Source organism: Streptomyces sp. NPDC045026 (genome assembly GCF_056432625.1).
This window is the reverse complement of sequence record NZ_JBWKIS010000021.1, coordinates 62,390-88,723: the sequence shown is the minus strand read 5'-3', so window position 1 is coordinate 88,723 and position 26,334 is coordinate 62,390. Positions and strand designations below refer to the sequence as shown.

25 protein-coding genes are annotated in these 26,334 nt (G+C 72.2%); 17 read left to right on the top strand and 8 right to left on the bottom strand.

The window, feature by feature from the left end; genetic code table 11:
* Positions 1-115: 115 nt before the first annotated feature.
* The 5 genes from cobM to cobC are packed head-to-tail and all read left to right on the top strand — an operon-like array spanning position 116 to position 5,990.
* The gene (cobM, locus tag AC07EJ_RS33035; protein ID WP_326776391.1) at positions 116-943 is read left to right on the top strand and encodes a precorrin-4 C(11)-methyltransferase; all 828 of its coding nucleotides are present in this window, start codon (positions 116-118) and stop codon (positions 941-943) included.
* Positions 940-2,247 carry a precorrin-6y C5,15-methyltransferase (decarboxylating) subunit CbiE gene (gene cbiE, locus AC07EJ_RS33030; protein WP_389475493.1) on the top strand — a complete coding sequence of 436 codons (1,308 nt, stop codon included), beginning with the start codon at positions 940-942 and terminating at the stop codon, positions 2,245-2,247. The genes cobM and cbiE overlap by 4 nt, the downstream gene beginning before the upstream one ends.
* A complete protein-coding gene (cobJ, locus tag AC07EJ_RS33025) occupies positions 2,244-4,013 on the top strand; it encodes a precorrin-3B C(17)-methyltransferase (protein ID WP_389475491.1) in 1,770 nt (589 codons plus the stop codon). The genes cbiE and cobJ overlap by 4 nt, the downstream gene beginning before the upstream one ends.
* Entirely contained in the window at positions 4,010-4,942 is a 933-nt protein-coding gene (locus AC07EJ_RS33020; RefSeq protein WP_389475489.1) for a sirohydrochlorin chelatase, read from the top strand. Before cobJ ends, AC07EJ_RS33020 begins: the two co-directional genes overlap by 4 nt.
* Positions 4,932-5,990: an Rv2231c family histidinol phosphate aminotransferase CobC gene (gene cobC, locus AC07EJ_RS33015; protein WP_389475487.1), complete on the top strand. Its 1,059-nt coding sequence runs from the start codon at positions 4,932-4,934 to the stop codon at positions 5,988-5,990. Before AC07EJ_RS33020 ends, cobC begins: the two co-directional genes overlap by 11 nt.
* 95 nt (positions 5,991-6,085) lie before the next feature.
* Here the strand turns inward: cobC and AC07EJ_RS33010 are convergent, their stop codons facing one another.
* Both AC07EJ_RS33010 and AC07EJ_RS33005 read right to left on the bottom strand, forming a co-directional pair.
* Positions 6,086-7,018: an SCO1860 family LAETG-anchored protein gene (locus AC07EJ_RS33010; protein WP_389475485.1), complete on the bottom strand. Its 933-nt coding sequence runs from the start codon at positions 7,016-7,018 to the stop codon at positions 6,086-6,088.
* Between the two features lie 354 nt (positions 7,019-7,372).
* A complete protein-coding gene (locus tag AC07EJ_RS33005) occupies positions 7,373-8,467 on the bottom strand; it encodes an amidohydrolase family protein (protein WP_393585819.1) in 1,095 nt (364 codons plus the stop codon).
* A 110-nt stretch (positions 8,468-8,577) separates the two neighbouring features.
* On the opposite strand from AC07EJ_RS33005, the gene AC07EJ_RS33000 reads away from it, so the two are divergent.
* The 5 genes from AC07EJ_RS33000 (at position 8,578) to thpD (ending at position 13,342) form a co-directional block, all read left to right on the top strand.
* Positions 8,578-9,687, top strand: a complete 1,110-nt coding sequence (locus AC07EJ_RS33000; protein ID WP_389475662.1) for a pyridoxal-phosphate-dependent aminotransferase family protein — start codon at positions 8,578-8,580, stop codon at positions 9,685-9,687.
* A 396-nt stretch (positions 9,688-10,083) separates the two neighbouring features.
* On the top strand, positions 10,084-10,578 hold the full coding sequence (gene ectA / locus AC07EJ_RS32995) for a diaminobutyrate acetyltransferase (protein ID WP_362908149.1): 495 nt from the start codon (positions 10,084-10,086) through the stop codon (positions 10,576-10,578).
* A 135-nt stretch (positions 10,579-10,713) separates the two neighbouring features.
* A complete protein-coding gene (gene ectB / locus AC07EJ_RS32990; RefSeq protein ID WP_389475483.1) occupies positions 10,714-11,985 on the top strand; it encodes a diaminobutyrate--2-oxoglutarate transaminase in 1,272 nt (423 codons plus the stop codon).
* A 40-nt stretch (positions 11,986-12,025) separates the two neighbouring features.
* Positions 12,026-12,430 carry an ectoine synthase gene (locus AC07EJ_RS32985; RefSeq protein ID WP_389475481.1) on the top strand — a complete coding sequence of 135 codons (405 nt, stop codon included), beginning with the start codon at positions 12,026-12,028 and terminating at the stop codon, positions 12,428-12,430.
* 6 nt (positions 12,431-12,436) lie between these two features.
* Complete coding sequence (thpD, locus tag AC07EJ_RS32980) at positions 12,437-13,342, top strand: ectoine hydroxylase (RefSeq protein WP_389475479.1); 906 nt, start codon at positions 12,437-12,439, stop codon at positions 13,340-13,342.
* 375 nt (positions 13,343-13,717) lie between these two features.
* Here thpD and AC07EJ_RS32975 read toward each other — a convergent pair whose 3' ends face one another.
* Positions 13,718-14,779, bottom strand: a complete 1,062-nt coding sequence (locus AC07EJ_RS32975; protein WP_478885643.1) for an alkene reductase — start codon at positions 14,777-14,779, stop codon at positions 13,718-13,720.
* A gap of 177 nt (positions 14,780-14,956) precedes the next feature.
* On the opposite strand from AC07EJ_RS32975, the gene AC07EJ_RS32970 reads away from it, so the two are divergent.
* Positions 14,957-15,457, top strand: a complete 501-nt coding sequence (locus tag AC07EJ_RS32970) for a MarR family winged helix-turn-helix transcriptional regulator (RefSeq protein ID WP_389475475.1) — start codon at positions 14,957-14,959, stop codon at positions 15,455-15,457.
* A gap of 103 nt (positions 15,458-15,560) precedes the next feature.
* Here AC07EJ_RS32970 and AC07EJ_RS32965 read toward each other — a convergent pair whose 3' ends face one another.
* The 5 genes from AC07EJ_RS32965 to AC07EJ_RS32945 form a co-directional block, all read right to left on the bottom strand.
* Positions 15,561-16,613, bottom strand: coding sequence for an aminotransferase class V-fold PLP-dependent enzyme (locus tag AC07EJ_RS32965; RefSeq protein ID WP_478885642.1), 1,053 nt, complete (start codon positions 16,611-16,613; stop codon positions 15,561-15,563).
* A gap of 120 nt (positions 16,614-16,733) precedes the next feature.
* Entirely contained in the window at positions 16,734-17,450 is a 717-nt protein-coding gene (locus AC07EJ_RS32960) for a DsbA family oxidoreductase (protein ID WP_393585826.1), read from the bottom strand.
* 70 nt (positions 17,451-17,520) lie between these two features.
* Positions 17,521-17,997, bottom strand: coding sequence for a GNAT family N-acetyltransferase (locus AC07EJ_RS32955; RefSeq protein ID WP_389475469.1), 477 nt, complete (start codon positions 17,995-17,997; stop codon positions 17,521-17,523).
* A gap of 59 nt (positions 17,998-18,056) precedes the next feature.
* On the bottom strand, positions 18,057-18,665 hold the full coding sequence (locus AC07EJ_RS32950) for a DUF1349 domain-containing protein (RefSeq protein ID WP_389475467.1): 609 nt from the start codon (positions 18,663-18,665) through the stop codon (positions 18,057-18,059).
* Positions 18,666-18,755: 90 nt separating this feature from the next.
* Entirely contained in the window at positions 18,756-20,285 is a 1,530-nt protein-coding gene (locus AC07EJ_RS32945) for an aldehyde dehydrogenase (NADP(+)) (RefSeq protein ID WP_389475465.1), read from the bottom strand.
* Between the two features lie 134 nt (positions 20,286-20,419).
* On the opposite strand from AC07EJ_RS32945, the gene AC07EJ_RS32940 reads away from it, so the two are divergent.
* The 6 genes from AC07EJ_RS32940 (at position 20,420) to AC07EJ_RS32915 (ending at position 26,309) form a co-directional block, all read left to right on the top strand.
* Positions 20,420-21,193 carry an IclR family transcriptional regulator gene (locus tag AC07EJ_RS32940; protein WP_362908063.1) on the top strand — a complete coding sequence of 258 codons (774 nt, stop codon included), beginning with the start codon at positions 20,420-20,422 and terminating at the stop codon, positions 21,191-21,193.
* Positions 21,193-21,663: a GNAT family N-acetyltransferase gene (locus tag AC07EJ_RS32935; protein WP_478885641.1), complete on the top strand. Its 471-nt coding sequence runs from the start codon at positions 21,193-21,195 to the stop codon at positions 21,661-21,663. The genes AC07EJ_RS32940 and AC07EJ_RS32935 overlap by 1 nt, the downstream gene beginning before the upstream one ends.
* A gap of 116 nt (positions 21,664-21,779) precedes the next feature.
* Entirely contained in the window at positions 21,780-22,790 is a 1,011-nt protein-coding gene (locus AC07EJ_RS32930; RefSeq protein ID WP_478885640.1) for a hypothetical protein, read from the top strand.
* Entirely contained in the window at positions 22,787-24,040 is a 1,254-nt protein-coding gene (locus AC07EJ_RS32925; protein ID WP_478885639.1) for a sensor histidine kinase, read from the top strand. The genes AC07EJ_RS32930 and AC07EJ_RS32925 overlap by 4 nt, the downstream gene beginning before the upstream one ends.
* A 19-nt stretch (positions 24,041-24,059) precedes the next feature.
* The gene (locus AC07EJ_RS32920; RefSeq protein ID WP_389475457.1) at positions 24,060-24,728 is read left to right on the top strand and encodes a response regulator transcription factor; all 669 of its coding nucleotides are present in this window, start codon (positions 24,060-24,062) and stop codon (positions 24,726-24,728) included.
* Between the two features lie 117 nt (positions 24,729-24,845).
* Positions 24,846-26,309 (top strand): penicillin-binding transpeptidase domain-containing protein, encoded by a 1,464-nt coding sequence (locus AC07EJ_RS32915; protein ID WP_389475455.1) that lies wholly within the window; start codon positions 24,846-24,848, stop codon positions 26,307-26,309.
* The last annotated feature ends 25 nt before the right edge of the window (positions 26,310-26,334 follow it).

The following is a 26,334-nucleotide window of genomic DNA, read 5'->3' as shown; positions in this document are numbered from 1 at the left end:
CTGAACCACACGTTCCGACCCGTCCGATACCGCTCCCGTACCTCCGTACGACCGATCCGTGTACGACCGCGTGATCCTCACGCGTACGACGTCCATCCCCGAGAGGACCCCAGTCATGCCCGAAGCAACCACCGGCAAGGTGACCTTCGTCGGTGCCGGGCCCGGCGCCGCCGATCTGCTCACGTTCCGCGCCGCGCGCGCCATCGCCGACGCCGATGTCGTCATCTGGGCGGCCAGCCTGGTGCAGGAGGAGGTCCTCGACCACGCGCGCGAGGGCGCCGAGATCCTGGACTCGGCGACGATGTCGCTGGAGGACGTCGTCGCCGTGTACGAGCGGGCGCACCGCGACGGGCTGCGGGTCGCGCGCATCCACTCCGGGGACCCGGCGCTGTGGGGCGGCACGCAGGAGCAGGTCGACCGGTGCGCGCGGCTCGGCATCGCGACGGAGGTGATCCCGGGTGTCTCGTCATTCTCAGCGGTGGCCGCGCTCGTTCAGCGCGAGCTGACGATCCCCGAGGTCGCCCAGTCCGTGATCCTGACGCGGCTCGGCGGCGGCAAGACGCCGATGCCTCCGGGCGAGGAGGTCCGGGAGTTCGCGCGGCACGGCACGACGATGGCGCTGTTCCTTTCGGCGGCGCGCAGCGGGCAGTTGGTGCGTGAGCTTCTGGAGGGCGGCTACCCGACGTCGACGCCGGTCGTCGTCGCGTACCAGGCGACCTGGCCGGAGGAGCTGATCGTGAAGTGCACGATCAGCACGCTGGAGGAGACCGTGAAGCAGCACAAGCTGTGGAAGCACACGCTGTTCCTGGTCGGCCCCGCCCTGGACGCGGAGGGCACGCGTTCGCACCTCTACCACCCGGGCCACTTCCACGGTTTCCGCAAGGCCGACCCCGAGGCGCGGGCGGCGCTGCGGGCCGGGAAATCCGCGCAGGCCCAGTCGTGATCACGGTCTTCGGTACGGGGACGGGGGCGCCGCTGTCCCCGGATCCGGCCCTGTCGTCCGCCGCCGTGGTGGTCGGCGGGCGGCGTCATCTCGACGCGGCCGAGGCCCTGCTGGCTCCCGGGGCGGAGCGGGTCGTGCTCGGGCCGCTGGCTCCGGCGCTGGACGCGGTCGAGCGATCCATCGAGAAGGAGAAGGGTCAGGGCGTCGTGGTGCTCGCCTCCGGCGATCCCGGGTTCTTCGGGATCGTGCGGGCGCTCGCCGAGCGGTTCGGGCCCGCGGCGCTCGACGTGCGACCGGGGGTGTCGTCGGTGGCGACGGCGTTCGCGCGCGTCGGCCTTCCGTGGGACGACGCGGCGGTGGTCAGCGCGCACGGCCGTGACCTGCGGACCGCGGTCAACGTGTGCCGCGCGTACCCGAAGACCGCCGTGCTGACGGGTCCTGGCGCGGGCCCCGCCGAGCTGGGCGCCGAACTCGCGCACTACAGCGCCGACCGCCTCCTCGTCGTCGCGTCCCGCCTCGGCGACCCCGAGCACGAGGGCCTTGAGCGGGTCACGCCGTCGGAGGCCGCCGCCCGTGACTGGGGCGACGCGGTGAGCGTGGTGCTCTGCCTGGACGAGAAGCGGGTGCTCGCCCCGGTGCGCACCCTCGCCGGTCCCGGCCGTCCACCGGCCCGATGGGCCCTGGACGAGGGCGAGTTCGCGCACCGCGACTCGATGATCACGAAGTTCGAGGTGCGGGCGCTCGCGCTCGCGCGGCTCGGGCCGCGCCCGGGTGACCTGGTGTGGGACATCGGGGCCGGGTCCGGCTCGGTCGCCGTGGAGTGCGCGCGGTTCGGCGCCGCGGCCGTGGCCGTCGAGAAGACCGCGGACGGCGTGGCCCGGATCCGGGACAACGCCGCCGCCCACGGTGTCGACGTACGCGTCGTGCACGGCGCGGCGCCGACCGTCCTGTCCGATCTCGCCGACCCCGACGCCGTGTTCATCGGCGGGGGCGGGCGTGAGCTGGCCGCGATCGTGACGGCGAGCGCGCGGCGAGCGCGACGGTCCGTCGTGGTCGCGGTAGCGGCGGTGGACCGGGTGGGCGCGGTGCGGGACGCACTGGGCGCGGCCGGGTTCGTCAGCGACGGGGTGCTGCTCCAGTCGTCCCGGCTCGCGCCGCTGCCGGGCAAGGTGTCGCGGCTCGCCGCGGCCAACCCGGTGTTCCTGGTGTGGGGCGTACGCCCCGATGCAGATGCGCAGAGCGCCACTTCCGTGGACTTCCCCGAACGTCCGTGGACTTCCTTGAACGAAGGAGTAGTTGAGTGATCGGCCTGATTTCCGCCACGGCGGCTGGGGCGGTGTCCCGCGACCGGCTCGCGTCGGCGTGGCCGTCGCGTACGCGGGTGTACGAGGGTTCCGTGGGGGACGCCGTGCGGCGCGCGTTCACGGAGTGCGAGCAGGTGGTGTGCTTCCTGGCGACGGGGGCCGTGGTCCGGCTCGTGGCTCCGCTGCTGCGGGACAAGCATGTGGACCCGGGTGTGGTGTGCGTCGACGAGGCCGGGCGGTTCGCGGTGTCGCTGCTCGGGGGTCACGAGGGCGGGGCGAACGCGCTCGCGCGTGAGGTGGCCGCCGTGCTGGAGGCCGAGCCGGTGGTGACGACGGCGACGGACGCGGTGGGCGTACCCGGGCTCGACACGCTCGGCCTGCCCGCCGAGGGGGACGTCGCCGGGGTGACCCGTGCGCTCCTCGACGGTGAACCGGTCGCCCTGCACGCCGAGTTGACCCACCCGCTGCCGGCGCTGCCGGACAATGTCGCGCCGGACCAGGTGGCCGATCACGCGATCCGCGTCACCGACCGCGCCGTGGAGCCCGCCGGCCACGAGGTCGTCCTGCGGCCCCCGTCGCTCGTCGTGGGGGTCGGCGCCAGCAAGGGCGCGCCCGTGGACGAGGTGCTGGGGCTCGTGCGCGACACGCTGCGGGACGCGGGTCTTTCGCCGCTGTCCGTGGCGCGCCTCGCGACCGTCGATGCGAAGGCCGGTGAGCCGGGCATCGTCGAGGCCGCCGAGCAGTTGGGCGTGCCCGTCGTGACGTACGGCGCCGAGACGCTCGCCGCAGTCGCCGTGCCGAACCCGTCCGACGCGCCGCTCGACGCCGTCGGTACGCCGTCGGTGGCGGAGGCCGCCGCGCTGGCCGGAGGCGGTGAACTCCTCGCCCCCAAGCGGAAGTCGGTGCGTGCCGACGGGAAGCCCGCGATGGCGACGTGTGCCGTCGTGCGCACCGCGCCACGCGGCCGGCTCGCCGTCGTCGGGCTCGGCCCCGGCGCCCGTGACCTCGTGACTCCGCGCGCCCGCGACGAACTGCGCGCCGCGTCCGTCCTCGTGGGCCTCGACCAGTACGTCGACCAGATCAGGGACCTGCTCCGGCCCGGTACCCGGATCCTGGAGTCCGGGCTCGGCGCCGAGGAGGAGCGGGCCCGCACGGCGGTCGCGGAGGCCCGCAAGGGGCAGGCCGTCGCGCTGATCGGCAGCGGCGACGCGGGCGTGTACGCGATGGCGTCGCCCGCGCTCGCCGAGGCGTCCGACGACATCGACGTGGTGGGCGTACCGGGAGTGACGGCCGCGCTCGCGGCGGCCGCGATCCTGGGCGCGCCGCTCGGCCACGACCATGTCTCGATCAGCCTGTCCGACCTGCACACACCGTGGGAGGTCATCGAGCGCCGGGTACGGGCCGCCGCGGAGGCGGACATCGTGGTCACGTTCTACAACCCGCGCAGCCGGGGCCGTGACTGGCAGCTGCCGAAGGCCCTCGGCATCCTCGCCGAGCACCGCGAGCCGGGCACGCCCGTGGGCGTGGTGCGCAACGCGTCCCGCGCCGACGAGTCGAGCCGACTGACCACCCTGGGCGAACTCGACCCGGCCTGGGTCGACATGATGACCGTCGTGACCGTCGGCAACACGGCCACCCGGCGGATCGCGGGCCGTATGGTCACCCCGCGCGGCTACCGCTGGCAGCACCGGCCCTCCGACACCCCTGCCAGTCCCGCTACCGCCAACACCACCAGCAACAGCACCACCCGTAAGGAGTCCTCGTGACCACCCCGCCCGCTCTGCTCATCGCCGGACACGGCACCCGCGACGAGGCCGGTGCCGAAGCCTTCCGCGACTTCGTCAGGGAGCTCGGCCGCCGCCGTCCCGACCTGCCCGTGGCGGGCGGCTTCATCGAGCTGTCGCCGCCGCCCCTGACGGAGGCGGTGGGCGAGCTCGTGGAGCGCGGGGTGCGCCGGTTCGCGGCGGTGCCGCTGATGCTGGTGTCGGCGGGGCACGCCAAGGGCGACATCCCGGCCGCGCTCGCCCGCGAGAAGGAGCGGCACCCGGGGATCTCTTACACGTACGGGCGTCCGCTGGGTCCGCACCCGTCGCTGCTCCAGGTCCTTGAGCGGCGTCTCGACGAGGCGCTGGGCGGCGGGGTCCGCACGCCGGAGGACCGGGCCGATGTGACGGTCCTGCTCGTGGGCCGTGGTTCGACGGACCCGGACGCCAACGCCGAGGTGCACAAGGCGGCGCGGCTTTTGTGGGAGGGCCGCGGCTACGCGGGCGTGGAGACGGCGTTCGTGTCGCTGGCCGCGCCGGACGTGCCGTCGGGCCTCGACCGGTGCGTGAAGCTCGGCGCGCGGCGCATCGTCGTCCTGCCGTACTTCCTGTTCACGGGGATCCTGCCGGACCGGGTGCGGCAGCAGACGGAGGGCTGGGCGTCTGCCCACCCGGACGTCGAGGTGCTCTCCGCCGCGGTGATCGGCCCGGAGCCGGAGCTGATCGACCTGGTCATGGAGCGGTACGAGGAGGCCGTCCGCGGCGATCTGCGGATGAACTGCGACACCTGCGTGTACCGGATCGCGCTGCCGGGGTTCGAGGACAAGGTGGGGCTTCCGCAGCAGCCGCACTTCCACCCGGACGACGACGGCGACCACCACGGTCACGGGCACTCGCACGGCCACGGGCACTCCCACTCGCATGCGCACTGACGACGGTCACGATCTGCGCCACCACGGTGACGCGGAGGTCCGCGGCACGGGCGCGGACCTGACGGATCTCGCGGTGAACGTCCGCTCGGACACTCCGCCGGTGTGGCTGCGCGAGCACATCGCGGACTCGCTCGGCGGGCTCGCCGCGTATCCGGACGGGCGGGCGGCCCGCGAGGCGGTGGCCCGCCGGCACGGGCTTCCCGTGGAGCGGGTGCTGCTCACGGCGGGGGCGGCGGAGGCGTTCGTGCTGCTCGCGCGCGCTCTGAAGGTCCGTCACCCGGTGGTCGTGCACCCGCAGTTCACGGAGCCGGAGGCGGCGCTGCGGGACGCGGGGCATGCCGTGGACCGGGTCCTGCTGCGCGAGGAGGACGGCTTCCGGCTCGACCCGGCGGCCGTGCCCGAGGACGCGGACCTGGTCGTGATCGGCAATCCGACGAACCCGACGTCGGTTCTGCACCCGGCCGCCCTCATCGCTGAACTGGCCCGCCCCGGGCGGGTGTTGGTGGTGGACGAGGCGTTCATGGACGCGGTCCCCGGCGAGCGGGAGGCCCTCGCGGGCCGGAGCGACGTGCCGGGGCTCGTGGTGCTGCGCAGCCTGACGAAGACGTGGGGGCTCGCGGGGCTGCGGATCGGCTACGTACTGGCGGATCCGGACACCGTCGCGGAGCTGGAGCGGGCGCAGCCGCTGTGGCCGGTGTCCACGCCGGCGCTGGCCGCGGCCGAGGCGTGTGTGTCGCCGCGCGCCCTCGCGGAGGCGGCGCACGCGGCGCACCGCATCGCGGCGGACCGGACCCATCTGGTCGCGGGGCTCGCGGAGTTCGCCGCGGAGGGCGTGTCGGTGGCGGGTCCCGCGGAAGGTCCGTTCGTGCTGATACGGGTCCCGGGGGCGGCGGCGCTGCGCGCGCGGCTGCGGGAGCGGGGGTTCGCGGTGCGGCGCGGCGACACGTTCCCGGGCCTCGGCACGGAGTGGCTGCGTCTCGCGGTACGGGACAGGGCGACGACGGGCCGGTTCCTCCAGGCGCTCGACCAGGCGCTGATCAGCGACTGACGGACACATGCGGGTGGGCGGGAGTGTCCCCTGCACTCCCGCCCACCCGCTCCCCTCCGGTCCCCCCTCGGGCCCTCGGGTCCTGGCCCCTCGGGTCAGGAACGCGCGCGCCGCGCGACGGCGACGGCCCCGCCGCCCGCGACCAGCAGCACGACGGCGCCGCCCGCGATGTACGGCGTCATCGAGCTCCCCCCGGTCTCCGCGAGGTCCGCCTTGGCGGCGGGCTTGGCGATCGGCTCGGCGGCGCCGCCCTGCGGCTTCACGTCGTCGGCAGGCTTGGCCGGGGGCTTCTGCGCGGGCGCCGCCTTGGGCGTCTCGCAGGTCGCGCCGGCGAGGGTCACCGTGCCCTCCACCTCCGCCACGTTCAGCTTGAGCGGGTTGACGGACACCTTCAGTTCGAGCGCGGAGGCGGCCGCCGTACGGGACGTGGTGTGCGTCTTCGAAAGGTCGAGCCGGACCTCGCCCACGCCCGGGACCTTCACCTCGGTGGTACCGCCCGCCGACAGGGTCACCTTCTTGCCGAGGACCGTGACCGCGCCCAGGACGTTCGACTCGGCGACGGGCCGCTTCCCCGTCTCGCAGACCGCCTTCGATGTGACCTGGCCGACCTCGATGAGCGAGAGCAGCGGCAGGCCCGGGATGTGGACCTTGGCGTGGGCGAGGTTGCTGTACCCCTGCGCCTTGTGGTCGTCGACGGTGGCCTTCGCGGTCGCCACGTCCGCCCGCAGGACGCTGAACGGCCGCCCGCCGTCGACGCCGTCCAGCTTGACCGTGAGAGCGGTCTTCTCGGCACTGGCGGGGGCCTGCACCTCGTTGAGCGTGGCCGTGAGCGGGACGTTCACGGTCTTGTTGAGCAGGGAGACATTCAGGCCGGTGCGCAGGACGACAGCGCTCGACTTGCCGCCGTGACCGCCCGTCGCGTGCGCGGTGCCCGCGGTGGCGAGCAGCGCCGGGGCGACGGCCAGGGCCGTGGCAGCGGCCGACGCGGCGAGGCGGCGTGCGGGCGTGCGGAAGGTGGTGCTGGGCATGCTGATGGGACCCCCACGAGAGAAATGGAGCCGTCGGCCCCGCCCCGCCATGGGGGACATCGCTGGGGCGCGCCGTCGGCCTCGATGGAGGGAATCTTTACGCACTGAGAGTGAACGGGCGGCAACCTGACGCGAGTTCACTCCAAAGTGAGGTTTCCGAGCTGGTCTTCGAATCTCCGGGCTCGATTGTTCGCCTGTTCCTCTGTTTTCCCTCTGCTGCCCCTCTGTTGTCACGCGGCCGACCGGTGCGCGTCGAACGCGCCGGTCGGCCGCGCGGGCGCACACAGATGGTGTGCAACGAGCGCACGGGCCGCGGCGTCACGTTCCGTCAACCCGCGTCCGCCTGCGGCCGGTTCAGCCCACGATGCGGCCGCGCAGCACCACGCGCCGGGGCGAGGCGAGGACCCGTACGTCGGCGCGGGGGTCCGACTCGTAGACCACGAGGTCGGCCGGAGCGCCCTCGTCCAGGCCGGGGCGGCCGAGCCAGGCGCGGGCTCCCCACGCCGTCGCGGAGAGCGCGTCCACGGCCGGGAGTCCCGCCTTGAGTAGCTCGGCGACCTCAGCGGCCACGAGGCCGTGCGCGAGCGAACCGCCGGCGTCGGTGCCGACGTAGACCGGCACCCCGGCGTCGTACGCCGCGCGCACCGTGTCGTAGCGGCGCTCCCACAGGCGGGTCAGATGGGCCGACCAGCGGGGGAACTTGGCCTCGCCGGCCGCCGCGATCTGCGGGAACGTGGCGATGTTGACGAGGGTCGGGACGATCGCGACGCCGCGCTCGGCGAACAGCGGGACGGTGTCCTCGGTGAGGCCCGTCGCGTGCTCGATGCAGTCGATGCCTGCCTCGACGAGGTCGCGCAGCGAGTCCTCGGCGAAGCAGTGGGCCGTGACGCGGGCGCCGAGCCGGTGCGCCTCCGTGATCGCGGCCTCGACCTCCTCGCGGGGCCAGCACGCGGTCAGGTCGCCCGCGTCGCGGTCGATCCAGTCGCCGACCAGCTTCACCCAGCCGTCGCCGCGCTTCGCCTCCCGCGCCACGTAGGCGACCAGCTCGGGCGGCTCGATCTCGTGCGCGTAGTTGCGGATGTAGCGGCGGGTGCGGGCGATGTGCTGCCCGGCCCTGATGATCCTGGGCAGGTCCTCGCGGTCGTCGATCCAGCGGGTGTCGGAGGGGGAGCCCGCGTCGCGGATCAGGAGCGTGCCGGCCTCGCGGTCGGTGAGGGCCTGCTTCTCGGCGACGTCGGCGGCCACCGGGCCGTGTGTGTCCAGGCCGACATGGCAGTGCGCGTCGACGAGGCCGGGCATGGCCCACCCGTCGACGGTTGTGATGTCGAGGCCGGGCCCGGCCGGACGGTCGTACGTCACCCGCCCGCCCACGACCCACAGCTCGTCCCGGACGTCGTCGGGCCCGACCAGGACCCGCCCCTTCACGTGCAGCACCGTGCGCTCACTCATGTCAGAAGCCTATGAGGCCGGTGGGTACGCTCGGAACGGCAGCCCGCCGTACGAACTCGTGAACGAAGATCACGGGCGACGTGAGCCCAGAGAGCGAAGAGAGCACGATCGTGACCCACCCCTTTCTTGACCTGGCCCCCCTGAGCGCCGAGCACTTCGCCTCGATCGAGCGGCGCGTGGCCGGGCTGCTCGACACCTCGCAGGACGTCGTGATCATGCAGGGCGAGGCGCTGCTGCCCCTCGAAGGCGCGATCCGCGGCACCGCGCGTCCGGGCACCGTGGCCCTGAACATCATCACGGGCCCCTACGGCCAGACCTTCGGCGACTGGCTGCGGGACAGCGGCGCGACGGTCTACGACCTGGCGGTCCCGTTCCACACCGCCGTGACGGCCGAACAGGTGCGTGCCGCGCTCGCCGAGCACCCCGAGACCGACTTCGTCTCGCTCGTCCACGCGGAGGCGGCGACCGGCAACACGAACCCGGTCGCCGAGATCGGCGAGGTGGTGCGGGAGCACGGCGCGCTGTTCTACCTGGACGCGGTCGCGTCGATCGCCGCCGAGCCGGTCCTGCCCGACGCGTGGGGCGTGGACCTGTGCGTGATCGGCGCGCAGAAGGCCATGGGCGGCCCCGCGGGCGTCTCCGCGGTGTCCGTCAGCGCGCGGGCGTGGGAGCGGATGGAGTCCAACCCGCAGGCGCCGCGCCACTCCTACCTGTCGCTGCTCGACTGGAAGCACCGCTGGATCGACGGCGGGCGCAAGGCGCTGCTGCACGCGCCGGCGCAGCTGGAGATGCTGGCCCTGGAGGCGTGCACCGAGCGCATCGAGGCGGAGGGCCTCGACGCGCTGATGGCCCGTCACGCCGGCGCGGCCGCGGCCACCCGGGCGGGCGCGCTCGCCCTGGGCGGCGGCATCGAGCCGTACGTGTACGAGGCGCGGGACGCGGCGCCGGTGGCGACGACACTGCGCGCCCCGGCGGGGATCGACGCCTCGGAGCTGGTCGCGCGAGCGCTGGCGGTGGACCCGGTCCTGCCGCTGGTGGCCGGCGGCGGGGCGCTCGCCAAGGAGATGATCCGCGTCAACCACTACGGCCCGCAGGCCACCCGGGGCGTCGTGCAGTCCTCGCTCGCCGCGCTCGGCGGCGCGCTCGCCGAGCTGGAGGGGTCCGGCGCGCCGGTGGACCTCGAGGGTGCGCGCCGGGCCGTCGCGGCGGCCTGGGGGTAACCCGCGCGGTCCCGCGACTTCACAAAGGCGGGCGCCGCCCCTTCAATGGGGGTGGCGCCCTTCTTTTATTTTCCGGGCCAATTCTCACGCATTTCTCAGCGCAGCTTCCCATATTCTTCTGCCCGCTTTCCGGGGACGTAAACACTAAGATTTCAACAACGGGAAACGGCGTAATTCGGACGCGTCTCGCGCGGGTTACGCGCCTGTGACGCACTCCACACCGAAGTCGTTTTGCGTACTTCGCCCCAGGCAAATCTACGCATACCGCCGAGATTTCGCGTGCGCGCCCACCCCCGCGCGATAACACAGGACGAGCATTTACGTAACCCTCTCCCCCGATGCAATCCCAGAAATTGCTCGGTAAATTGAATTCACATGACCGCGCAATTCCTGGAAATGCCCGAGAGCCTGCGGATCGACCGGCCCGAGGTGGCCGACGGAGCCGCTATCTGGCGCATCGCCCGCGACTCGAAGGTGCTCGATCTCAACTCCTCGTACAGCTATCTGCTGTGGTGCCGGGACTTCGCCGCCACGTCCGTCGTGGCACGCGACGCCGCCGGCTCCGTCGCCGGGTTCATCACCGGGTACATCCGGCCGGAGAACCCGCGCACCCTCGTGGTGTGGCAGGTGGCCGTCGACCATGCGCACCGGGGGCGCGGTCTGGCCGGGGCGCTGCTCGACGGGCTCTGGGCGAAGGTCGCCGCCGACCGCGCGACGACCGTGCTCGAGACGACCATCTCGCCCGACAACACCGCCTCGCAGCGGCTGTTCGCCTCGTTCGCGCGGCGCAACGGCGCGGAGGTCGCGCAGACGGTGCTGTTCGACGCGGGCCTCTTCCCGGACGACGGGCACGAGCCCGAGGTCCTCCACCGCATCGGGCCGATCGTCTGACCCACGACCGGCCCCGCCCCCCATCACTTCTCGTCACCGCGAGACCGCGTCACCGCGAGACCGCGTGACGGTGACTGCTCCATCGCCCGACCTGTTCCAAGCCATCCCCCACTTCCATCTCCCAGGAGATTCGCTGTGACCATCACCCAGCCGGACCTGAGCGTCTTCGAGACCCTTGAGTCGGAGGTGCGCAGCTACTGCCGCGGTTGGCCCGTCGTCTTCGACCGGGCGCAGGGCAGCCGCATGTTCGACGAGGACGGCCACGACTACCTCGACTTCTTCGCAGGCGCGGGATCGCTCAACTACGGGCACAACAACCCGGTCCTCAAACGCGCCCTGATCGACTACCTGGAGCGCGACGGCGTCGCGCACGGGCTCGACATGTCGACGACGGCGAAGCGCGCCTTCCTGGAGTCGTTCCAGAACATCATCCTGCGCCCGCGTGACCTGCCGTACAAGGTCATGTTCCCGGGCCCGACGGGCACCAACGCCGTCGAGTCGGCGCTGAAGCTGGCCCGCAAGGTCAAGGGCCGCGAGTCGATCGTGTCGTTCACGAACGCCTTCCACGGCATGTCGCTCGGCTCCCTCGCGGTGACCGGCAACGCCTTCAAGCGCGCGGGCGCCGGCATCCCGCTGGTGCACGGCACCCCGATGCCGTTCGACAACTACCTCGACGGGCAGACGCCGGACTTCATCTGGTTCGAGCGCCTCCTCGAGGACTCCGGCTCGGGCCTGAACACGCCCGCCGCCGTGATCGTCGAGACGGTGCAGGGCGAGGGCGGCATCAACGTGGCCCGCGCCGAGTGGCTGCGCAAGCTCGCCGACGTGTGCAAGCGCTGGGACATGCTTCTGATCGTCGACGACATCCAGATGGGCTGCGGCCGCACCGGCGCCTTCTTCTCCTTCGAGGAGGCGGGCATCACGCCGGACATCGTGACCGTTTCGAAGTCCATCAGCGGGTACGGACTCCCCATGTCCCTGTGCCTGTTCAAGCCGGAGCTCGACATCTGGGAGCCGGGCGAGCACAACGGCACGTTCCGCGGCAACAACCCCGCGTTCGTGACGGCCGCCGCCGCCCTGGAGACGTACTGGACCGACGGCGCCGCCATGGAGAAGCAGACCCTGGCGCGCGGCCAGCAGATCGAGGAGACCCTGAGCGCGCTGCGCGCCGAGTACCCGCACGACACCGTCGAGTACCGCGGCCGCGGCCTGGTGTGGGGCATCGAGTTCCGCGACAAGGAGCGGGCGGGCAAGGTGGCCAAGCGCGCCTTCGAGCTCGGTCTGCTCATCGAGACCTCCGGCCCCGAGAGCGAGGTCGTCAAGCTGCTTCCGGCGCTGACGATCACGCCCGAGGAGCTGGAAGAGGGGCTGCGCACACTCACCAGGGCCGTGCGCGAGACCGCCTGACACCCCTCAGGAACGCAGAAGAGAGAGGCAGCAACTCACCGTGATTGTCCGTTCGTTCAAGGAGATCGAGAACACCGACCGGCACGTGAAAGCCGCGTCCGGCACGTGGGAGAGCAAGCGCATCGTGCTCGCCAAGGAGAGGGTCGGCTTCTCCCTGCACGAGACGATCCTCTACGCGGGTACGGAGACGAGGATGTGGTACGCGAACCACATCGAGGCCGTGCTGTGCGTCGAGGGCGAGGCCGAGCTCACCAACGAGGAGACCGGCGAGAAGCACTGGATCGAGCCGGGCACCATGTACCTCCTGAACGGCCACGAGCACCACACGCTGCGGCCCAAGACGGACTTCCGCTGCGTGTGCGTGTTCAACCCGCCCGTCACCGGGCGGGAGGACCACGACGAGAACGGCGTCTACCCGCTGCTGACCGAGCCCGAGGAGGCCTGATCCCCCATGACCGCCCTTTCTGCGGACCCTGACGTCACAGACCTGTACCCGACCCGCGGCGCTGTTGAGGTGGCCACCCCGCGCGTCGACCCGGTCGTCTGGTCGCCGCCGGGGGCGCGGGGTCCGATCCGTCAGTCGGACCTCGCGGGCTTCGAACGGGACGGCTTCCTCGCGATCGAGGAACTGATCGGCCCGGACGAGATCGGCGTGTACCAGGCCGAGTTGAACCGGCTGATCACCGACCCGGCGATCAAGGCCGACAAGCGCTCGATCGTCGAGCCGACGTCGCAGGACGTGCGGTCCGTCTTCGAGGTGCACAGGCTCAGCGAGGTGTTCGCGAATCTGGTGCGCGACGAGCGTGTCGTGGACCGGGCCCGCCAGATCCTCGGCTCGGACGTCTACGTCCACCAGTCGCGGATCAACGTCAAGCCCGGTTTCGGGGCGAGTGGCTTCTACTGGCACTCGGACTTCGAGACCTGGCACGCGGAGGACGGCCTGCCGAACATGCGGACCGTGTCCGTCTCGATCGCGCTGACCGAGAACTACGACACCAACGGCGGCTTGATGATCATGCCGGGGTCGCACAGGACGTTCCTGGGCTGCGCGGGCGAGACGCCGAGGGACAACTACAAGAAGTCCCTCCAGATGCAGGACGCGGGCACACCCTCGGACGAGGCGCTGACCGCGTTCGCGGACCGGCACGGCATCCGCCTGTTCACCGGCAGCGCGGGTTCGGCGACGTGGTTCGACTGCAACGCCATGCACGGCTCCGGGGACAACATCACCCCGTACCCGCGCTCGAACGTCTTCATCGTGTTCAACAGCGTGGAGAACGCGGCGGTGGAGCCGTTCGCGGCTCCGGTGCGACGGCCCGAGTTCATTGGGGCGCGGGACTTCACGCCTATCGTGTGACTTTCAGTGAAATCGGCCCCTCGTGCGCAAGCAAGCCCGTAACGTGCTGACGCCAGCACGCGAGGCTTCAAGGCACAGATCCAGCTTCTGCTGGTGGACCCGGTTTACGCAGGCCATCGACCGGGCTGGGGTCGCCGGGCAGCAATGTCCGCGCGTGGGGCTCTGTCATCCGTCCCGCGGCACACCCCGGTGTGCCGGATGCGACCCGTGACCGTCCCGTCGTAGGGGGCAGTCGGGAGCGCGACGCCGTGCGAGTCGCCGAGCCGCAGCTCGGCTGTTCGCGGCGGCCAAGGTGACTCCGGTGAAGTGACCTGTGATCGCAGGTCAATTACGGTGCGGGACCGGAAACGGTCCCGCACCGACTCACATGTGCGGCTACAGCGCCGGGTAGTCCGTGTAGCCCTTCGCGTCGCCGCCGAAGAACGTCGCCGGGTCCGGGGTGTTGTACGGGCCCTGCGTCTTCAGGCGGGCGGGCAGGTCGGGGTTGGCGAGGAAGAGCGCGCCGAACGTGATGATGTCGGCGATGCCGTCCTCGATCACGGAGAGGTCGCCGTGCCCCGTGGGCCCGTCGCTGAGGACGTTGATGACGAACGTGCCCGAGAACTGCTTGCGCAGCGCCAGCGTCAGCTCTCGGATGTCCGAACTCTCCAGGACGTGCAGGTAGGAGATGCCGAGCGGCTCGATCTCCGTGACCAGCGCGGTGTACGTCGGCGCCGGGTCGCTCTCCTCGATGGAGTTGTACGCGTTCGCGGGCGAGATCCGCAGACCGGTCCGCTCGGCACCGATCTCGGCGGCGACGGCCTTGACGACTTCGACGGCGAAGCGGATGCGGTTCTCCACGCTGCCGCCCCACTCGTCGTCACGCAGGTTGGTGTTGGGCGCGAGGAACTGGTGGATGAGGTAGCCGTTGGCGCCGTGCAGCTCCACGCCGTCGAAGCCTGCCTCGATCGCGTTGCGGGCGGCGGTGGCGTAGTCGGCGATGGTCGCGCGGATCTCGTCGCCGGTCAGCGCGCGCGGGGTGACGAAGTCCTTCATGCCCTCATGGGTGAAGCCCTGGCCGGCCGGGGCGACCGGCGACGGGGCGACCGGGGTCCGGCCCTCGGGCAGCAGCACCGGGTGGCTGATCCGGCCCGCGTGCATGATCTGCGCGTAGATCGTGCCGCCCTTGGCGTGCACGGCGTCGGTGACCTTGCGCCAGGAGTCGATCTGCTCGTCGCTGTGCAGGCCCGGGGTCCATGCGTAGCCCTGCCCGGCGGCGGACGGCTGGATGCCCTCGGTGATGATCAGGCCGGCCGAGGCGCGCTGCGCGTAATACTCGGCGGTCAGGTCGGTGGCGGTGCCGCCCTCGCCGGCCCGGCTGCGGGTTATCGGGGCCATGGCGATGCGGTTGGCGAGCTGGACGCCGGAGAGGTCGATCGGGTCGAAGGCGGTGGTCATGGCTACTCCATCCAAGGGCAGGCAAGGCAGCGCCGACCAATATGTGGTCGGCCAAGTAATCGAGCCGTGTGTCACTGTAGCCGATTCATTGGCCGACCAAGGTAATCTCTGTGTGAAGAGACCGAACCCGTGGAGAGACCGGACTCCACGGCGAGGCCGAACCGATCAGGAGTCGCCATGACGGACGAGCCACCTTGTAGTGAGCACCTGCCCGAGGCCGCCCGCTGCGGCCCCGTCAGCCATGCGCTCTCCCGCGTCGCCCGCCTGCACCGGACCGCCGCGGGCAAGCTGCTGCGCGGGCTCGGCCTCTATCCGGGCCAGGAGTTCCTGATGATGCACCTGTGGGACAAGGGGCCCGTGCGTCAGTCGGAGCTCATCAAGGCGGTCGACCTGGACCCGTCCACGGTGACGAAGATGCTCCAGCGGCTCGAACAGGCCGGCCATGTGCGGCGCAGTCCCGACCCGCGCGACCGGCGGGCCGTGCTCGTGGAGACCACGGACGCCAGCTGCGGCCTGCTCGGCGACGTGCAGCACCAATGGGGCGAGCTGGAGGACCACACGCTGCGCGGCCTCGACAAGGAGGAGCAGACCGAACTCCTGCGGCTGCTCGCCAAGGTCGAGGCGAACCTGTGCGCGGATCCGGCGGGCTGCCCGGAGGCGGGGCCGACCGACGGGTGACCTCGCCATAGCGGGCGAGCCCGCCCCGTGCCCCGCCCCGGACGGGCGGAGGCCGGAGCGGGCCCGACGGACAGGCCGGGTCGGCCGGTCGGGCCCGGGAGGTTCAGCCCGAAAGCGCCTCGAGGAGCCGGTCGACGTCGGACTCCGTGTTGTACAGGTGGAAGGCCGCCCGCAGGTTGCCCGCGCGGTCGGAGACCTCGATGCCGGCGCGGCTGAGTTCCGGCTGCCGTACGCCGAGGCCCGGGACGGAGACCACGGGCGAACCGGGCGCGGGCACGGGTGCGTGGCCGAGCGTGGCCAGGCCCGCACGGAAGCGGTCGGCCAGGGCGAGGTCATGGGCGCGGATCGCGTCGACGCCGAGTTCCTCGATGAGCGCCAGGGAGTGCCGCGCGCCCGCGTACGAGAAGAGGCTCGGGCTCTCGTCGAACCGCCGCGCAGAGTGGGCGAGCTCCTGGACGGGTCCGTAGCAGCTGTCCCACGGACGCTCCCCCGCGACCCAGCCCGCGAAGACCGCGGTGAGTGAGCCCAGGTCCTGCGGTACGACGAAGAAGGTCACGCCGCGCGGGCACAGGAGCCACTTGAAGGCGACGGCGGACGTGTAGTCCTGCGCGTCCGCGTCGACGGGGAACCAGCCCGCCGCCTGGGAGCAGTCGATGTAGGTGCGGGCGCCGTGGGCGCGGGCCGCCTCGCGGACGGCGGGCAGATCGGCGACGCGTCCGTCGGCGGACTGGGCCGCGCTGACGGCGACCAGCGCGGTGCCGGGCCGCACGGCGTCGGCGATCCGCTCCAGGGGCGCGGTGCGGACCTTGAGGTCGCCGCGTACGTGGAAGGGGTTCACGGTGGAGCTGAAGTCGTCCTCCGCGGTGAGGACTTCGGCGCCCGCCGGGAGCGAGGCGGCGATGACGCCCGTGTAGACGGCCACCGAGGCGCCGGCCGCCACCCGGTCGGCCGGGACTCCGGCGATCCGGGCGAAGGAGGCGCGGGCGGCCTCGACGTCCGCGAACATGTCGGTGGGGCGGCCGGCCGCGACGGAGTCGACCGCGTCCCGCATGGCCGCCACCGTGCGGGACGGGAGCAGCCCGGTGCTCGCGGTGTTCAGATAGGTCGTGACGGGTGCGAACTCGGCGCGCACGAGCGCGTGATCGAGAGTCTCCATGAGTCCACTGTGCCGCCTCGCCAACTATCGGTCCATTGCGAGTTGTTGAGCAGTACCCCTAAGCGTCTCTTATAAGTGCTGCTTCAGCGGTTCTGATAAGTGCTGCTCCCGCGGCGTGTGTCAGTTCTGCGGGACCGCGCATCCGTCCGGGCCGCAGGCCTCGGCGTCGCCGCTGTCGATGACCTGGAGCGGCGAGCGGCTGTCCCACGCCTGTTCCAGCGCCTGGGCGAAGACCTCGGCGGGCTGGGCTCCGGAGACGCCGTACTTGCGGTCGAGGACGAAGAAGGGCACGCCGTTCGCGCCGAGCTCGGCGGCCTCACGCTCGTCGGCGCGCACGTCGTCGGCGTACCGGGCGGGGTCGGCGAGGACGGCGCGGGCCTCGTCGGCGTCGAGTCCGGCCTCGGCGGCGAGGCCGATCAGATACTCGTCGGCGTCGGCGAAGACGGACCGCTCGTCGGCGAAGTTCGCCCGGTACAGCAGGCCGATGAGCTCGTCCTGGCGGCCCTGCTCCTTCGCGAAGTGAAGGAGGCGGTGCATGTCGAAGGTGTTGCCGTGGTCGCGGCCCTCGGTGAGGTAGTCGAGGCCTTCGGAGGCGGCGTTCTCGCCGAGGTTGCTCTCGGCGGCCCGCGCCTGGTCCTCGGTCATGCCGTACTTCTGCGCGAGCATCGGGATGACGAGTCCGCTGTCGCCCTTGGCGCGCGTCGGGTCGAGCTCGAAGGAGCGGTGGACCACCTCGACGCCGTCACGGTGCGGGAAGGCGGCCAGGGCCTTCTCGAAGCGGGCCTTGCCGACGTAGCACCAGGGGCAGGCAATGTCGGACCAGATCTCGACGCGCATGGGGGTCACTCCAGATTCGTACGGCGCAGGGTGCGCCCTGCGACCCCTTTCAACGCCCGCCTCCGGCGGCTCATTCCCCGGGCCGGGCGGTCAGGCGCAGCCGCATCCGCCGATGGCTGCCGCCGAAGTCCCCGTATCCCTCGTCGATCCAGCCCTGGCGGGCGTAGAAGGCCTGGGCGCGCTGATTGTCTCCGTGGACGTCCAGCCAGGCCTGGGTGACCCCGTCCGCGTGCCATTCCTCGACGCAGGCCGCGTGCAGCCCGGAGCCGACGCCCTGGCGCCAGTGGTCGGGGCTGACGTGGAACTGGAAGAGCTTGACCACGTCTTTCGGCTCGCCCTCCGGCGTGCGGAAGGAGGCGAGGCCGACGACGGCGCCGTCCCGCACGGAGACCAGGATGTGGGAGCGGGGGCGGGCGATCGCCTCCCCCCACGCCTGCACCCAGTCGGTGCCGTCGTCGGGGAACCCTTCCGGATAGTAGGTGGCCCGCGCGCGCAGGTGCAGCGCGGCGAGTGCGGGGGCGTCGGCGGGGACGGCTGTTCTGATCACGCCGGAAAAGACGTCCCCGCCGGCTCCCGGGTTCCCCCGCCGGCCCGGTTCCCGGGGTGTCAGGAACCGTCCCGCAGGCCCTGCGGCCAGCTCGGGCGGAACTCGATGTCCTCGTAACGGACGACGCAGCCGTCGCCGAGCGGGGCCTGCGCCATGAAGCCGACCAGGGCCGCGCCCGCGGACTCCTCGTCGCCCAGCGAGAAGATCCGGACGAAGATCCACTTCTCGCCGTCCGGAGAGGCGTGGAAGGCGAACGCCGAACCGGTGCGGCTGATGCGCAGCCACACCGTGCTGCCGCCCACGACGAACGCGTTCGCGTCGTCGGAGCGGCCGCGCGTGACGACGGTGCAGACCGTCGGCTCGTCGGGCGAGCGCTCCAGGCAGAGCTTGGCCCACTCGCGCTCGCCGACGTGCAGATAGAGCACGCCCGCGTCGGCGGCGGCGGTGAAGCCGACCGTGACCCGGGCGAGCAGCTGGAAGTCGCCCTCGGGCGCCCCGAGCAGGCGGGGCGCGTCGGACGCCGGGTCCAGGGCCGTGCCGGTGGGCGGCACGAAGCGGTCCTGGCGGGGTCCGGCCCGGCCGGTGAGCACCCCGTCCTCGTACGACCAGTGCCCATCGGGGCCGTAGGTGCGCAGCGGGAACGGGAGTTCGGGGAGTTCGATGTCCATCGGGTCAGTTTTCCAGGTGTGGGGCGGGCTTCCCCGTGAGGGACGGGCTCCCCTGTGAGGGGCCGACTTCCCTGTGAGGGGCGGTCGGGTTCAGAGTTCCTGACGGCCCTCGTAGCGGCGCGGCAGGCCCAGCGGGTTGTCGTCGCGCAGCTCAGGCGGCAGAAGCGCCTCGGGGGTGTTCTGGTACGCGACCGGCCGCAGCCAGCGCTCGACGGCGGTGCCGCCCACGGACGTCGACGTGGACGTCGTGGCCGGGTACGGGCCGCCGTGGTGCTGGGCGGGGGCGACGGCGACGCCGGTGGGCCAGCCGTTGACCAGGACGCGGCCCGCGAGCGGGGTGAGCTCGGCGAGGATCTCGGCGCCGCGCCCCTCGCCCGCGGCCTCGCCCGCGGACAGGTGGACGGTGGCCGAGAGGTTGCCGGGCAACCGCGAGAGCACGGCGGTGACCTCGGCGTCGTCCTCGTAGCGGGCGACGACGGTGACCGGACCGAAGCACTCCTCCAGGAGGAGGTCGTGGCCGCCGTCGGTCGCCAGGCGCTGGGCGGGGACCGTGAGGAAGCCGGGGCTGACGGTGTGCTCGCTGCCCGCACCCGGGGTCACGGGGGCGTCCACGTCGGGCAGCGCCGCGCGCTCGGCGACGCCCGCGACGAAGTTGTCGCGCATGCGGTGGTCGAGGAGTACGCCCGCGTCGGTGTCGCTGACGGCGTCGGTGAGGGACTTGACGAGGCGGTCGCCGTCGGCGCCCACGGGCGCGAAGACGAGGCCGGGCTTCACGCAGAACTGGCCGACACCGAGCGTCATCGAGCCCGCGAGTCCGGCGCCGATCTGCTCGGCGCGCTCGGCCACGGCCTCCGCCGTGATGACCACGGGGTTGAGGGAGCCGAGTTCACCGTGGAAGGGGATCGGCACGGGGCGGGCGGCCGCCGCGTCGAACAGGGCGCGTCCGCCCCGTACGGAACCGGTGAATCCGGCGGCCGAGACCAGCGGGTGCTTCACGAGCTCGACGCCCGCCTCGAAGCCGTGGACCAGGCCGAGCACGCCCTCCGGGATGCCGTGCCGGTCGGCGGCCCGGCGCAGCACGGAGGCGACCAGTTCGGAGGTGGCCGGGTGATCCGGGTGCGCCTTGACGACGACGGGGCAGCCCGCGGCGAGCGCGCTCGCGGTGTCGCCGCCGGGCACGGAGAAGGCGAACGGGAAGTTCGACGCCGAGTAGACGGCGACGACGCCCAGCGGCACCTTGTAGCGGCGCAGGTCCGGGATCGGCGGGGTCGCCGAGTCGTCGGGGTGGTCGATGACGACGCCCAGGAAGGCGCCCTCGTCGACGATGTCCGCGAAGGCGCGCAACTGGTAGCTGGTGCGGGCGAGTTCACCGGTGAGGCGGACGGGACCGAGCGCGGTCTCCGCGTCCGCGGCCTCCACCAGATGGTCCTTGGAGGCGTCGAGGAGTTCGGCGGCGCTGCGCAGGAAGGCGGCGCGCACGGTGCGGTCCGCGAGGGCTCCTGTCGCGGCGCGCGCGGCGCGGACCGCCTGGTCCACCTCCTGGGCTGTGGCTTCCACCGCAACCTGCTCCCGCTGCTTCCCGGTTCGGGGGTCGACACTCCAGACTGGTGCTGCTGCCACCGCGGGTTCCTCCAGATCTGTGCCGCTCACCTGACGACGAACAGCAGCTGTTCGATATGCTGAACGCTGTTCCTGATGATGAATACGCTACGGACTCAGGACACTAATTCTGGTCGAACGAAGGGGTCAAGGGAATGTCGGCAGGTGAGACGAGCGGCGGGGCTCAGGTCAAGTCCGCGGTACGGACCGTGGAATTGCTCGAATACTTCGCGGGCCGGCCCGGAATGCACTCCCTGGCGGCCGTCCAGGAAGCGGTCGGTTACCCCAAGTCGAGCCTGTACATGCTCCTTCGCACGCTCGTCGAGCTCGGCTGGGTGGAGACGGACGCGACGGGCACGCGGTACGGGATCGGGGTGCGCGCCCTGCTCGTCGGCACGTCGTACATCGACGGCGACGAGGTGGTGGCCGCGGCCCGCCCCACCCTCGACCGGCTCTCCGACGACACCACGGAGACGATCCACCTGGCGCGCCTCGACGGCACGAACGTCGTCTATCTCGCCACGCGCCAGTCGCAGCACTACCTGCGGCCCTTCACCCGCGTCGGCCGCCGGCTGCCCGCGCACTCCACGTCCCTCGGCAAGGCGCTGCTCGCGACCCACACCGACGAGCAGGTCCGCAAGATGCTCCCCGAGACGCTCCCGGCGCTCACCGAGCACACCATCACCGACCGCGAGAAGCTCATCGAGGAGCTGCACGCGGTGCGCGAGCAGGGCATCGCGGTGGACCGCGAGGAGAACACGCTGGGCCTTCGCTGCTTCGGCGTCGCGATCCCGTACCGCACTCCTGCGCGCGACGCGATCAGCTGCTCGGTGCCGGTGGCGCGCCTGACTCCCGCGCACGAGCAGATGGTGAAGGACGCATTGTTCGACGCCCGCGACCGGCTGACCCTGGCGACGCGGAGGCTCTGATGGAGGTCGCGCTGCGGGCCGTCGAGGACAGTGACGTCCGCGCCTTCTTCCGGCACATGAACGACCCGGAGGCGGCCCGCGTCGCCGCGTTCGTCTCCCCCAGGGGGTCCGACTGGGGCCACTTCGAGGCGCACTGGAAGCGGATCTGTTCGTCGTCCGACGTGGTACGCGCCGTCGTCGCCGACGGCGAACTCGTGGGGAGCGCGGCCGTGTACGGGGAGCCGGGCGATCTCCAGGTCACGTACTGGATCGACCGCCCGCACTGGGGGCGCGGGCTCGCCACGGCGGCGCTCCGCGCGCTGCTCGCCGAGGTCCCGGAGCGCCCGCTGCACGCTCGCGCCGCGACCGACAACATCGGCTCGCTGCGCGTCCTGGAGAAGTGCGGTTTCCGTGTCACCGGCCAGGATTCGGGCTTCGCCCACGCGCGCGGCAAGGAAATTCCCGAGTACGTGCTGGTGCTCGACGCGTAAGCGGTACACGGCGGGTGCCCCGTGCGCCTGCGGCGGCCGTGGTCTCCCCCGTGCGGCGGAGGCGGATCGGCTGTGGGCACGACGTGCGGCGGGGGCCGGGGCGGGAGCGTGGACGTATGACGCACACGATCGCTTCCGCGCCCCGTCCCGCTCCCGCCTCCGCACCCCGCATCGACCGGCTCCGACGCGTACTTCGGGCGGTCGCCGTCGTGTCCTGTCTGCCCTATCTCGGCCTCAAGGCCGCCTGGATCGCGGGCAGTCACCTCGGGATCCCCGACGGCAGCTCCCTCCTCGACCACCGCGCGTCGATGATCGTGGCCAACAGCCTCAGCGTGCTGCTCGACAGCTTCGTGATCGTCCTCGCGCTGCTGCTGACCCGGCCGTGGGGGCGGCGCGTCCCGGCCTGGCTCCTCGTCGTCCCGATGTGGGTGGCGACCGGGCTGCTCACCCCGATCATGACCGGGTACCCGCTCCAGCTGCTCGTCAGGGCGTTCGGCGGCTCCGTGAACCACGGCGGGTCCACGGGCGCGCCCTTCCTCGACGAGTGGGTGTTCGGGGTCGTCTACACCGGCTTCATCCTCCAGGGGCTCGCCCTCGGCACCCTGTTCGCCCTGTACGCGCGTGACCGCTGGGGCCACACATGGCGCGGCCCCGTCCGGGAGCTGCCGCGCCCCCCGGCCGACGCCGCCCGGCGGATTCTCGCGGTCGCCGCGGCCGTGCTCGCCCTGTTCCCCGTGACCCTGCACCTGCTGTGGGCGTGCGGCGCGACCACCGGCCTCAACTCCGCCCGGATCGCGGACCGTTCAAGTGACTTCTACGTCCTCGAGGCCACGGACGTGGCCTTCCTCGCCGCCGCTGTGCTCGGCGCGCTGTCCCTCACCTTCCGGCGCGGCGGCGGCCTGCCGGTGAAGCTGCCGCTGGCCCTCGCGTGGCTCGGCTCCGGGGCCGTGACCTGCTGGGGCGGCTGGCTCGCGCTCGCCTCCCTCACCGGCGTCGACGACCTCACCCGGCGGCCGACGCCGGTCATGAACCTCACCTACGCTGTGCAGATGATCGCGGGGATCCTCGTCGTCGCCGTCGGCATCCGCTTCCTCGCGGGCCGCGCGGAGCGACGTACGGCGCCATGAGGGCCTTCTGGAACGCCCTGTCGGGGCGGCGGGCGCGCCGGCGGTGGATCCATCTGATCCTCGGCGGCGCGCTGGCCATGCCCTACGTTCTGGTGGGTTCCGTCATCATCGGGCCGCTCACCGGCGTGAGCGACGTCTTCACCTCACTGACGCTCCAACTCGGCTCATTCGCCGTGGGGTTACCGCTCGCCGCGGTCACGGCGCTGTTCCCGCTGACCCGGCCGATCTCGGTGGCGGCGGTGCGCGCGCTGTGCGGGGTGCCGGCCGACGCGCTCGCCGACGGGCCGCCCCGCAGTCGCGCCGCGCGGGGGCGGACCGCCGCCTGGTTCACGCTGCACCTCGGGGTCGGCGGGGTGCTCAGCGGGATGACGCTCTCGGTGCCCCCGTTCGCGGTGACGCTGATCGCCCTTCCCCTGTTCGCCGGGCTGCGTGACTCCGCCCTCGAACTGCCCGAAGTCCTGCACCGCCCCTGGGCGTTGGCGCTCGCTCCCGTCGCGGGCGTGGCGATGCTGGTGGCGCTCGCGGGCTGCGCCGCGGTGGCCGGCGGCCTGCTGGCGCGGTGGGCGCCCGCGCTCCTCGGGCCGACCCCGGCCGACCGGCTCGCCGCGGCCGAGCGCCGCGCCGCCGACCTCGCCGTACGCAACCGGCTCGCCCGCGAGCTGCACGACTCGGTGGGCCACGCCCTGAGCGCGGTCACCCTCCAGGCGAGCGCGGCCCGCCGCGTCCTCGGCCACGACGTGGAGTTCGTGCGCGAGGCCCTCGCGGCGATCGAGGACACCGCACGGCGCACCGTGGGCGAACTCGACGCCGTACTGGGCGTGTTGAGGGAGGCGGGCGACCCCGCGTCCACGGAGCCCGCGCCGACCCTCGCCGCCGACCTGGACGGGCTGCTGAGCCGCACGAGGGCCGGCGGCCTGCGCGTACAGACGGATGTCGCGGCCCTCGACCCGGCCGCGCTGCCGCCCCTGGTGTCCCGCGAGGCGTACCGGATCGTGCAGGAGGTGCTGAGCAACGCGCTGCGGCACGCGGGCACGCCGCTCACGCTGCGCCTCGCGCGCGACGGCGACGACCTGCTGATCACCGCCGAGAACCCGCTGCCGCCGCACCCGCCGCACGCCCGCCCCGGCGGCGGCCACGGGCTGCGCGGCATCGCGGACCGGTCCCGGCTGCTGGGCGGCATCACCGAGGCCGGCCCTGCGGACGGTGCGTGGCGCGTGTCCGTACGGCTGCCCCTGAAGGCGAACGCATGAGAGGGAGAGGAACCACCCCATGACCGCGACCACCGGGATCACCGCGATCCGTGTCGTCCTCGCCGACGACGAGCGCATGGTGCGCAGCGCCCTGCGCGCCATCCTGTCCGCCGAGGACGGCATCGAGGTCGTGGGCGAGGCCGCGACCGGCGCCGAGGCGGTGTCCGTGGTGCGCGAGCTGGCGCCGGACGTGGTCCTCATGGACGTACGGATGCCGGGGGTCGACGGCATCCGCGCCACGGAACAAATCCTCAGGTCGATGGCCGAGCCCCCGCGGATCGTCGTGGTCACGACCTTCGAGAACGACGCGTACGTGTACGAGGCGCTGCGCGCCGGGGCCTCCGGGTTCCTCCTCAAGCGGGCCGAGGCGGACGCGCTCGTGCAGGCGGTGCGCCTCGTCGCGCGGACCGACTCGCTGCTGTTCCCCGCGGCGGTGCGTGCCCTCGCCGCGGAGTACGGGCGCGCCGAGCCCGCGGCACCGGCGTGGGTGGCGCGACTCACGGGCCGCGAGAGCCAGGTGCTGCGGCACATGGCGGCGGGGCTGACGAACGCGGAGATCGCGCGGCGGATGGAGGTGGGCCCCGCCACGGTGAAGACGCATGTGGCGGCGGTCCTGGCGAAGACCGGAGCCCGGGACCGTACGCAGGCGGTGATCGCGGCCTACGAGGGCGGCTTCATGAAGGCGTGAGCCTCGCGGCGGCGGCCGCGTCCGGGCCGGCGTGACACGGATCTCTTGATGAGGATTCACTGAGAAACCGGTCCGGAACGGAACGATTCGCTCTCGCTCGCTCGTCTTCTGTGCGGGATGAACAAGACGATCAGACGCGCCTCGGTCTTCTGTCTGCTCCTCGTGCTCGCTCTGCTGGTGAGGGCGACGTGGGTGCAGTTCTACGACGGCCGGGCCCTCGCGGACAACAAGGACAACCGGCGGAACGTGATGGAGCAGTACGCGTATCCCCTGGGCGACATCATCGTGGGCGGCGAGGCGGTCACCGGTTCGAAGAGAACGGGCGGCGGCAGCGACCTCGCGTACAAGCGCACGTACAAGGACGGCGATCTCTATGCGGGTGTGACCGGCTTCAGTTCGCAGGTGTACGGGCAGACGCAGCTCGAGGGCATCTACAAGGACATCCTCGACGGGACGGACACCCGGCTGAAGAACCCCGTCGACGCGGTCACCGGCAAGCACACCGAGCCGGGTGACGTGGTCACGACCATCGACCCGGCGGTGCAGAAGGCCGCGTACCGCGCGCTCGGCGACAAGAAGGGCGCGGCCGTCGCGATCGACCCGAAGTCCGGGAAGGTGCTCGGTCTCGTCTCGACGCCGTCGTTCGACCCGTCGAAGATCAGCGGCTCGGACTCGTCCACGGACGGCAAGGCGTGGACGGCGCTGTCGAAGGACAAGGACCAGCCGACGCTGAACCGCGCGATCAAGCAGGCGCTGCCGCCCGGGTCCACGTTCAAGCTGGTCGTCGCGGCGGCCGCGCTGGAGGACGGGCTCTACTCGTCGGTGGACGCGAAGACCGACAGCCCGAATCCGTTCCGGCTGCCGGGCACGACCACCGACCTGAGGAACGAGAGCGCGTCCGCGCCCTGCGAGGACGCCTCGATCCGCACGGCGCTGAAGTACTCCTGCAACAACGTCTTCGGGAAGATCGCCGTCGACCTGGGCCAGGACAAGGTCAGGGCGATGGCGGAGAAGTTCGGCTTCAACGACGCCGAGCAAGACATGCCGGTCAGGGCCTCGCAGAGCGTGTACCCGAAGGACATGGACAAGGCGCAGACAGGCCTGTCGGGCATCGGCCAGTTCGACGTGACGGCGACTCCGCTCCAGATGGCGATGGTCTCGGCGACGATCGCCAACGGCGGCGAGCAGGCCTCGCCGCACATGGTCTCGCAGGTCACGGACGCCGACGGCAACGCGATCAAGAGCTTCGCCGACGGTGACAACACGCGCGTGGTCAGCACGTCCACGGCCTCGCAGCTCCAGTCCGCGATGGAGACGGTCGTCACGCAGGGCACCGGTACGAACGCGCAGATCGCGGGCGCCACGGTGGGCGGCAAGACGGGTACGGCCCAGCACGGCGAGAACAACAGCAAGACGCCGTACGCCTGGTTCACGTCGTACGCGAAAGACGACTCCACCGGCAAGGAGGTCGCGGTGGCGGTCGTGGTGGAGCAGTCGAACGCGGCCCGCTCGGAGGTGAGCGGCAACGGCCTGGCGGCGCCGATCGCGAAGGCGATGATGTCGGCGGCGCTCAAGGGGTAGACGGGGGCTTGGCGGTGGGCCGGAA

Excerpts from the sequence above, each read along its gene's own strand:
- cobM (WP_326776391.1), top strand. The coding sequence starts at position 116 with ATGCCCGAAGCAACCACCGGCAAGGTGACCTTCGTCGGTGCCGGGCCC.
- cobC (WP_389475487.1), top strand. The coding sequence starts at position 4,932 with ATGCGCACTGACGACGGTCACGATCTGCGCCACCACGGTGACGCGGAG.
- AC07EJ_RS33010 (WP_389475485.1), bottom strand. The coding sequence starts at position 7,018 with ATGCCCAGCACCACCTTCCGCACGCCCGCACGCCGCCTCGCCGCGTCG.
- AC07EJ_RS33005 (WP_393585819.1), bottom strand. The coding sequence starts at position 8,467 with ATGAGTGAGCGCACGGTGCTGCACGTGAAGGGGCGGGTCCTGGTCGGG.
- ectA (WP_362908149.1), top strand. The coding sequence starts at position 10,084 with ATGCCCGAGAGCCTGCGGATCGACCGGCCCGAGGTGGCCGACGGAGCC.
- thpD (WP_389475479.1), top strand. The coding sequence starts at position 12,437 with ATGACCGCCCTTTCTGCGGACCCTGACGTCACAGACCTGTACCCGACC.
- AC07EJ_RS32975 (WP_478885643.1), bottom strand. The coding sequence starts at position 14,779 with ATGACCACCGCCTTCGACCCGATCGACCTCTCCGGCGTCCAGCTCGCC.
- AC07EJ_RS32970 (WP_389475475.1), top strand. The coding sequence starts at position 14,957 with ATGACGGACGAGCCACCTTGTAGTGAGCACCTGCCCGAGGCCGCCCGC.
- AC07EJ_RS32965 (WP_478885642.1), bottom strand. The coding sequence starts at position 16,613 with ATGGAGACTCTCGATCACGCGCTCGTGCGCGCCGAGTTCGCACCCGTC.
- AC07EJ_RS32960 (WP_393585826.1), bottom strand. The coding sequence starts at position 17,450 with ATGCGCGTCGAGATCTGGTCCGACATTGCCTGCCCCTGGTGCTACGTC.
- AC07EJ_RS32950 (WP_389475467.1), bottom strand. The coding sequence starts at position 18,665 with ATGGACATCGAACTCCCCGAACTCCCGTTCCCGCTGCGCACCTACGGC.
- AC07EJ_RS32940 (WP_362908063.1), top strand. The coding sequence starts at position 20,420 with ATGTCGGCAGGTGAGACGAGCGGCGGGGCTCAGGTCAAGTCCGCGGTA.
- AC07EJ_RS32935 (WP_478885641.1), top strand. The coding sequence starts at position 21,193 with ATGGAGGTCGCGCTGCGGGCCGTCGAGGACAGTGACGTCCGCGCCTTC.
- AC07EJ_RS32930 (WP_478885640.1), top strand. The coding sequence starts at position 21,780 with ATGACGCACACGATCGCTTCCGCGCCCCGTCCCGCTCCCGCCTCCGCA.
- AC07EJ_RS32925 (WP_478885639.1), top strand. The coding sequence starts at position 22,787 with ATGAGGGCCTTCTGGAACGCCCTGTCGGGGCGGCGGGCGCGCCGGCGG.
- AC07EJ_RS32920 (WP_389475457.1), top strand. The coding sequence starts at position 24,060 with ATGACCGCGACCACCGGGATCACCGCGATCCGTGTCGTCCTCGCCGAC.
- AC07EJ_RS32915 (WP_389475455.1), top strand. The coding sequence starts at position 24,846 with ATGAACAAGACGATCAGACGCGCCTCGGTCTTCTGTCTGCTCCTCGTG.